8 protein-coding genes and 1 pseudogene are annotated in these 6,521 nt (G+C 33.8%); 2 read left to right on the top strand and 7 right to left on the bottom strand.

Annotated elements, in window-relative coordinates; all coding sequences use genetic code 11:
- Together COZ07_RS06845 and COZ07_RS06840 are read right to left on the bottom strand one after the other, a co-directional pair.
- A pseudogene (locus COZ07_RS06845) lies at positions 1 to 246 on the bottom strand (histidinol-phosphate transaminase); the annotation flags it as partial.
- 37 nt (positions 247 to 283) lie between these two features.
- Complete coding sequence (locus COZ07_RS06840) at positions 284 to 820, bottom strand: bifunctional nuclease family protein (protein ID WP_406607825.1); 537 nt, start codon at positions 818 to 820, stop codon at positions 284 to 286.
- Between the two features lie 625 nt (positions 821 to 1,445).
- On the opposite strand from COZ07_RS06840, the gene COZ07_RS06835 reads away from it, so the two are divergent.
- Positions 1,446 to 2,075, top strand: coding sequence for a sodium:calcium antiporter (locus COZ07_RS06835; protein ID WP_406607824.1), 630 nt, complete (start codon positions 1,446 to 1,448; stop codon positions 2,073 to 2,075).
- 23 nt (positions 2,076 to 2,098) lie between these two features.
- Complete coding sequence (locus COZ07_RS06830) at positions 2,099 to 2,446, top strand: hypothetical protein (protein ID WP_406607823.1); 348 nt, start codon at positions 2,099 to 2,101, stop codon at positions 2,444 to 2,446.
- A 139-nt stretch (positions 2,447 to 2,585) separates the two neighbouring features.
- Here COZ07_RS06830 and COZ07_RS06825 read toward each other — a convergent pair whose 3' ends face one another.
- The 5 genes from COZ07_RS06825 to COZ07_RS06805 are packed head-to-tail and all read right to left on the bottom strand — an operon-like array spanning position 2,586 to position 6,427.
- Positions 2,586 to 3,509, bottom strand: a complete 924-nt coding sequence (locus tag COZ07_RS06825) for a thiamine pyrophosphate-dependent enzyme (RefSeq protein WP_406607822.1) — start codon at positions 3,507 to 3,509, stop codon at positions 2,586 to 2,588.
- A 14-nt stretch (positions 3,510 to 3,523) separates the two neighbouring features.
- Positions 3,524 to 4,708 (bottom strand): pyruvate ferredoxin oxidoreductase, encoded by a 1,185-nt coding sequence (porA, locus tag COZ07_RS06820; RefSeq protein ID WP_406607821.1) that lies wholly within the window; start codon positions 4,706 to 4,708, stop codon positions 3,524 to 3,526.
- A gap of 14 nt (positions 4,709 to 4,722) precedes the next feature.
- Complete coding sequence (locus tag COZ07_RS06815) at positions 4,723 to 5,022, bottom strand: 4Fe-4S binding protein (RefSeq protein WP_406607820.1); 300 nt, start codon at positions 5,020 to 5,022, stop codon at positions 4,723 to 4,725.
- Positions 5,019 to 5,591, bottom strand: coding sequence for a 2-oxoacid:acceptor oxidoreductase family protein (locus COZ07_RS06810; protein ID WP_406607819.1), 573 nt, complete (start codon positions 5,589 to 5,591; stop codon positions 5,019 to 5,021). The genes COZ07_RS06815 and COZ07_RS06810 overlap by 4 nt, the downstream gene beginning before the upstream one ends.
- 44 nt (positions 5,592 to 5,635) lie before the next feature.
- Positions 5,636 to 6,427: a hypothetical protein gene (locus COZ07_RS06805; protein ID WP_406607818.1), complete on the bottom strand. Its 792-nt coding sequence runs from the start codon at positions 6,425 to 6,427 to the stop codon at positions 5,636 to 5,638.
- Positions 6,428 to 6,521 lie beyond the last annotated feature (94 nt).

Raw genomic sequence — 6,521 nt, 5'->3', positions numbered from 1 at the left:
AACTATATTACTCCGGTTCAAACCCCAAAAAGAGGCAACAGTTTCACTTAATTTCACAGAATTAGCATTGGGATAACGGGAATATTCCAAGTTTTTAGCTTTACTAAGTATTTTTTTAATAATATCTTCTGGTAAACCATAAGGATTTTCGTTGGCATTTAGTTTTACTTTATAAGGTACTTCGTGAGGGTCATACGGTTTTAATTCTTTTAAAACATTACGATAAAATTTTTGATCTTTTCTCATATCTTACTTCTCTCTTTCATCTAACATTTTTAATATTTTAATATTTTTGTTTTTTCTCTAAGCTTCTAATCTGGTCCCGCAATTTGGCTGCTTCTTCATAATTTTCTACCTCTACTGCTTTTTGCATTTTTTCTCGTAATTCGGTAAGTTTCATTCCCTTTTCATCTTCTAAACCAATCTTCTCTATGGAAGCTTTATCTAAAACTTCTTCAGTTACATAAATTGGGGCATTTGTTCTTAAAGCTAAAGCAATAGCATCACTTGGTCTGGCATCAATTTCTTTTTCTGTATGATCTAATCTTAATTTGATAATGGCAAAATAGGTGTTTTCTTTAATATTACTAATTACTACTCTGGTAACAATCATAGATAAGGAGTCTAAGATATTTTTTATTAAATCATGGGGTAAAGGTCTTATTGGCTTAATTTTTTCTAAAGCTAAAGAAATCATCTTCGCTTCATAAGGTCCTATCCAAATAGGAAGCCACCTTGTCTCAGTTTCATCTTTTAAAATTACCACAAAACCTTTCGTCACCGGGTCTATGGCTACTCCAGAAATTTTTACCCTAATCATTTTTACCTCTCTTTTTTTATTTAATATTTTACCATATTTTACTTTTTTATTTTAAGAATTTTTTTCTATATATATTATATTCTACAAAAAATAAAAAATCCCTGCATAAATTTTAATTTTTTTTCAAAATTTTACCAACTATAAATTAATTCTCCAATTCTCCGATTTGCCGATTCTCCGATTAAAACCACAATATGCGAGATACAATAAAAGGATGCAAGATATAAGGTGTAAGCGATTACAATTGACCGATTAAGCAATATAGTAATTTGCCAATTATAATTGTCGTTAGGGAATAGTATATTCGTATTGCGTATTGCGTATTGCCTATTGCCTATTGCGTTAAAGAAATTAGGATTTAGGTGAAGGGGGAGAGGGAATGAAGAATCGGTATATTCTAATTTATTCTATATACTATATTGTATTCTGGCTCCTGGCTCCTGAATTCTTTTTTACGATATACGATTCACGAGATACGAGATACTGATTTTGATATACTGATTTTGATTGATTGCCCTTTAAAGAAGTGTTATAATTTTCTAAAATATATAGATATTTTATTCTTGCATTATAATAAATTTTGTAAAAATAAAATACTTTTAGCTTCAGGAGGAATGTAATAAATTTGCTCAACTTATGGCTCTTATTTTTAATTTGCGCACTAATAATCATTTTTACCGGAACTAAACTGACCCGCTGTGGAGATATAATTGCTGAAAAGACCGGATTAGGAAGGGTCTGGATTGGAGCTGCATTAATGCCCTTAGCTACCTCTCTTCCTGAAATCACTTCAAGTTCCGGTGCTGCCTGGATCAATGCCCCCGATTTAGCTATTGGAAACGTCTTCGGCAGTATTATGTTTAATCTAACAATTATTGCCATAGCAGACTTTGCTCATGGACCTGGTCCGCTTCTTATAGAAGTATCTGCCGGCCAAATCCTAACTGCCATTTTAGGAATATTTCTATGTGCAATTGCTGCCTTGAGTATGTTATTAAAACCATCGTTTCTCTTGGTGGGAGTTGGCATAGACTCCCTAATTTTAATCATTCTGTACTTTTTAGGTATTGTAGTAATATTCAAATATAGTAAAAAAACTAAACCAGATGATGTTCTGGGAGTTCCTGAAAAAAATTATACTGCTTACTCTTTGCCCTTAACCAACATCAAATTTTTAATAGCAGCCATAATAATAATCTTTACTGCCATGAAGTTAGCACAAGTAAGCAATAGTTTAGCTGACCTTACCGGATAGGGAACAACTTTTATGGCACTGTAATGTTAGCCATTATTACTTCTTTACCAGAATTAGTTACCGCCCTTGCAGCTATTAGAATAAAGGCTTATGACCTTGCAGTAGGCATTGTCCTGGGAGCGAATATTCTTGATATGACCATACCCTTCTTCTCAGACATATTTTATGATGGTCCACCAATTTTAAGTGTAGTCTCACCCCAGCATATTATTAGTGCTTTAATGGCTATAATTCTCACCAGCATTGTTATTGGCAGTGTGGTATATAAACCTAAAAGAACGGTATTTAGTTTAGAGATAGCGGCCTGGTTAATTTTTTTAGTATATTTCCTGGGAATTTTCTTAATTTTTAAAGCAGGAATAAAAATCTGAAAAGCTTAATTGTTTTTTGTGCTATTTTATAAAAATAATTAACTACTTCTTTTAAAGATACCGTAAATGCTTTAAACATTTGCGGTATCTTATTTAATCCTTTAAAAACTTTACGAAAAATTACTAATCAATGAAAAACTTATTTTTCTCCACATTTAACCAGTAGCTTCTCCCAATTTTTATCTATCTCTTCTTGAATCTCTTTGATGATATGCTCATTCTCTGATCTAAAGAGATGTCTATACCTACCCTGGGCTTCCATCCACTCTTTGATAGGTTTTCTTTCTTTGGGCCTATAATTTAATTTCCATACTCCATTCTCTACCTCATATAAAGGCCAAAAATTGGTCTGTACTGCAAGTTTGGATATTTTAACAGTATCTTTAGAATCAAATCTCCATCCACGTGGGCAAGGAGATAAGACATTAATGAAAGCTGGTCCATCGGTATAGAAAGCCTTACGGGCTTTTTCTATAAGGTCATTCCATCTCCAAGGGTTAGCTTGAGCTACATAAGGAATATTGTGGGCAGCAACTATTTCAGTAAGATTTTTATGATATTGAGCCTTCCCTGGAATAACTTTTCCTGCAGGAGTAGTAGTGGTCCAAGCCCCTCGAGGTGTAGCACTTGATCTTTGAATTCCGGTATTCATATAGCCTTCGTTATCATAACAGACATAGACAAAATTATGTCCTCTCTCTAATGCGCCAGATAGAGATTGCAGCCCTATATCGTAAGTACCTCCATCTCCTCCAAAAGCAATAAATTTAATCTCTTTATCAATCTTTCCTTGCCTTTTTAATGACTTAAACATGGCTTCTGTTCCACTTATGGTAGCTGCTGCATTTTCAAAAGCATTATGAATAAATGAAGATTTCCAGCTAGTATAAGGGTATATGGTAGTAGCTACTTCTAAACAACCAGTAGCATTAGCCACTACCACCGGATCATCTAAAGCAGAAAGTACCTGTCTTACCACAATAGAAGCCCCACAACCAGCACAAAGCCGATGCCCTCCACTCAATATTTCTTCTTTCTTGGATAATTCTTTAAGATTTGCCATTGATTAACACCTCCCTATTCTCTTACACCAAAGTATTTTACTCGTTCTTCAACTCTGCTGGTTTTTACTATCTTCTCTAAATCAGCATAGATAGAAGCTATATCAGTCTGATTGATATCCCTACCTCCCAGACCATAGATATAATTAACATTGTGAGGGATCTTGTCTGCTTCTAAAAGGGCAGACCTAATTTCGGTAAAGAGTGGCCCTCCAAAGGCACCAAAAGAAGCAGAACGATCCAGTATGGCGATTGCTTTTAAATGAGAAAGAGTTTGGGCAATTTCCTTGTAAGGAAAGGGTCTGAATAGTCTTAATTTTAATAAACCAACTTTTTCTCCTTTAGTTCTTAGTTCATCTACCACTTCTTTTGCCGTCCCGGCTGTGGAAGAAAGCACTACGATAGCCCTCTCCGCATCAGAAAGCCGATATTCTTCAAATAATTTATATTCTCTACCAAAGGCTTTTTTAAATTCTTTACCTATTTCCAAAACCACTTTTTTGGCCTTCCTCATTGCCTCGATTTGTTGTCTTTTATGTTCAAAATAGTAATCATAAAGATCTAAAGGACCATAAGTTACCGGATGATCTATATCTAATAAGGGATAACGGGGAGGATATTTCCCTACAAATTTAGCTACTTTATTATCCTCTAAAAGTTCCACACATTCTATTCCATGACTGGTAATAAACCCATCAAACATTACCATTATAGGTAAACGAACTTCCATATGTTCGGCAATTCTCACTGCCTGTATAGTATTATCATAAGCCTCCTGGACATTTTCGGAATAGATTTGAATCCAACTCGAATCTCGAGCAGCCATACTATCACCATGATCACAATGAATATTAATAGGACCAGATAAAGCTCTATTTACCATTGGCATAATAATTGGCAATCTATTAGAAGAAGCCACATAAAGTATTTCAAACATTAAAGCCAGACCATTGGCTGAAGTAGCAGTCATTACTCTACCTCCGGCAGCAGCTGCTCCTACACAGGCACTCATAGCGCTATGTTCACTCTCTACGGTAATAAATTCAGTATTTACTAATCCATCAGCTACATATTCAGAATATTTTTCCACTATATCTGTTTGGGGAGTGATGGGATAGGCAGCCATTACATCAGGATTTATCTGTTTAATAGCATAAGCTACAGCTTCATTCCCGGTTATTGCAGTCATTTTATTATTCATATTTCTCCTCCTTTCTAATCGGTAAATTCTTTTTCATTTATCATTTTGATGGCTTTGACCGGACACTCTGTCGCACATATCCCACAGCCTTTGCAGTGAGAATAATCAATACCTTTTATCTTTCCATCCGAAACTAATATGGAACAATCGGGACAATAGACCCAACAGATCAAACAATTTGTACACTTCTCCTCATCTCTCACCGGTCTAACAGATCTCCAGGAACCAGTTTCGTAAGTAGCTGAATTCCCCGCTTTGGCAATTAATCCTCCCTCAGGAATCTCTTTCCATCCTAATTTCTTGATATCACTCATTCACCCTTCACCTCCTGATAGGCTCTTTTGATTGCATTAATATTACCTTCTACTATTTTAGAACTAAATTTCTTTTTAAATTTATCCTCGATATCAGCTAAGACATTATTCAAAGTTAATAATCCAGTGGCCTTTATTAAGGCACCAATTAAGGGAGTATTAGGTAAAGGTTTTCCTATAGTCTCTTGGGCAATCTTACTGGCATCTACGGTATATACCTTTCTACCTTTTAGATTTAATTTTTTTCTTATCTCAGCAGCTGATTCCTCAGTATTTATGATTAAAACCCCATCTTCGGTTAAACCTTCAGTTACATCTACTGCCCTCAATAAAGTAGAATCTAATACTACTACTATGTTGGGATGGGTAACATGACAGTGGATTTTAATAGGAGTTTTACTTATACGGGTAAAAGATTGGATGGGGGCACCCATCCTCTCTGGTCCATATTCAGGAAAAGCCTGAATATATTTATCTTCGGCAAGAGCAGAAGTAGCCAGTAATTTGGAGGCAGTAACTGCGCCCTGTCCACCTCTTCCATGCCAACGCACTTCGATTAATTTTTCCATACGATCTCCTCCTTCTATTTTTATTTTTAATCAACTCTTCATTTCTAATTAAGATTAAATTCTTTTCTTATAATATCAAATAGAATATTACCTCCTTCTCTAACAATGTCAATAACTGGAATACTAACAATAGATTTAACTTTATTATAAAGCTCCTCTCTATTTACCCAACTTTTCTCATATCTACTATTTTCATATCTATATAAAGGATAAAAAGGATTAACAGTAATTGCTAAAATAGGTATGGTTTTTATTGTCTTTAAATTTATTCTAAGTTTTTTTATTTTAAGTAGAGTATCCATTAAAAAAATTGTATTGCTACCTACAAGAAGATGTGTGGGATTTGGAATAATAATATTTTTTTCTTTCAATAATTTTACTTCTTTTTTTATCAGTTCATTTAAAGCAAATTCAGTTAAAACCCCTGGAATAAAAATCAGCTGAGTTTCCTCATTTAATCTATTAATAAGCTCTTGAATATCAGATAAGCTAATTAATGAATTTGTTTTTAAATACTTTTTAGAACAATCCTTTTGAATTAAAGTAATAACTTTTTGCTCTATATTCTTTAAATTCATTAAATCTTTCTTCTCTATTTTAGGTAACTCAAATAGATAAGAAATATATTGAATCTCTTTTATCAAAAAATCTATATTAATATTTCTTGCTGCCCCGGTAGTAAGTATTAAAGCATCTGTCTTCATTAAAGGAACAATTCGATTTATAGCTCCATCAATCAATATCAGGTTATTTCCTAACTTTTCCAATTTATCTATAACCATAGAAAGCTCTTCACCTTTATTGGGGCCAGCAATTATCACTAAGCCATCCTCCATCACTTCTCCTATTATTATTTTGTAATAGTTTAGTTTTTCCAAAATCTTAATTTATAGTATATCACCCCCCCCAAGCTGTCAAATTTTTTTTGAG

This window comes from Candidatus Infernicultor aquiphilus, assembly GCF_002784285.1.
GTDB lineage: Bacteria > Atribacterota > Phoenicimicrobiia > Phoenicimicrobiales > Phoenicimicrobiaceae > Infernicultor > Infernicultor aquiphilus.
Note: the sequence above shows the minus strand (reverse complement) of the source record. Positions and strands in the feature narration are given on the sequence as shown.

Excerpts from the sequence above, each read along its gene's own strand:
- COZ07_RS06830 (WP_406607823.1), top strand. The coding sequence starts at position 2,099 with ATGTTAGCCATTATTACTTCTTTACCAGAATTAGTTACCGCCCTTGCA.
- COZ07_RS06840 (WP_406607825.1), bottom strand. The coding sequence starts at position 820 with ATGATTAGGGTAAAAATTTCTGGAGTAGCCATAGACCCGGTGACGAAA.
- COZ07_RS06805 (WP_406607818.1), bottom strand. The coding sequence starts at position 6,427 with ATGGAGGATGGCTTAGTGATAATTGCTGGCCCCAATAAAGGTGAAGAG.
- porA (WP_406607821.1), bottom strand. The coding sequence starts at position 4,708 with ATGAATAATAAAATGACTGCAATAACCGGGAATGAAGCTGTAGCTTAT.
- COZ07_RS06825 (WP_406607822.1), bottom strand. The coding sequence starts at position 3,509 with ATGGCAAATCTTAAAGAATTATCCAAGAAAGAAGAAATATTGAGTGGA.
- COZ07_RS06815 (WP_406607820.1), bottom strand. The coding sequence starts at position 5,022 with ATGAGTGATATCAAGAAATTAGGATGGAAAGAGATTCCTGAGGGAGGA.
- COZ07_RS06810 (WP_406607819.1), bottom strand. The coding sequence starts at position 5,591 with ATGGAAAAATTAATCGAAGTGCGTTGGCATGGAAGAGGTGGACAGGGC.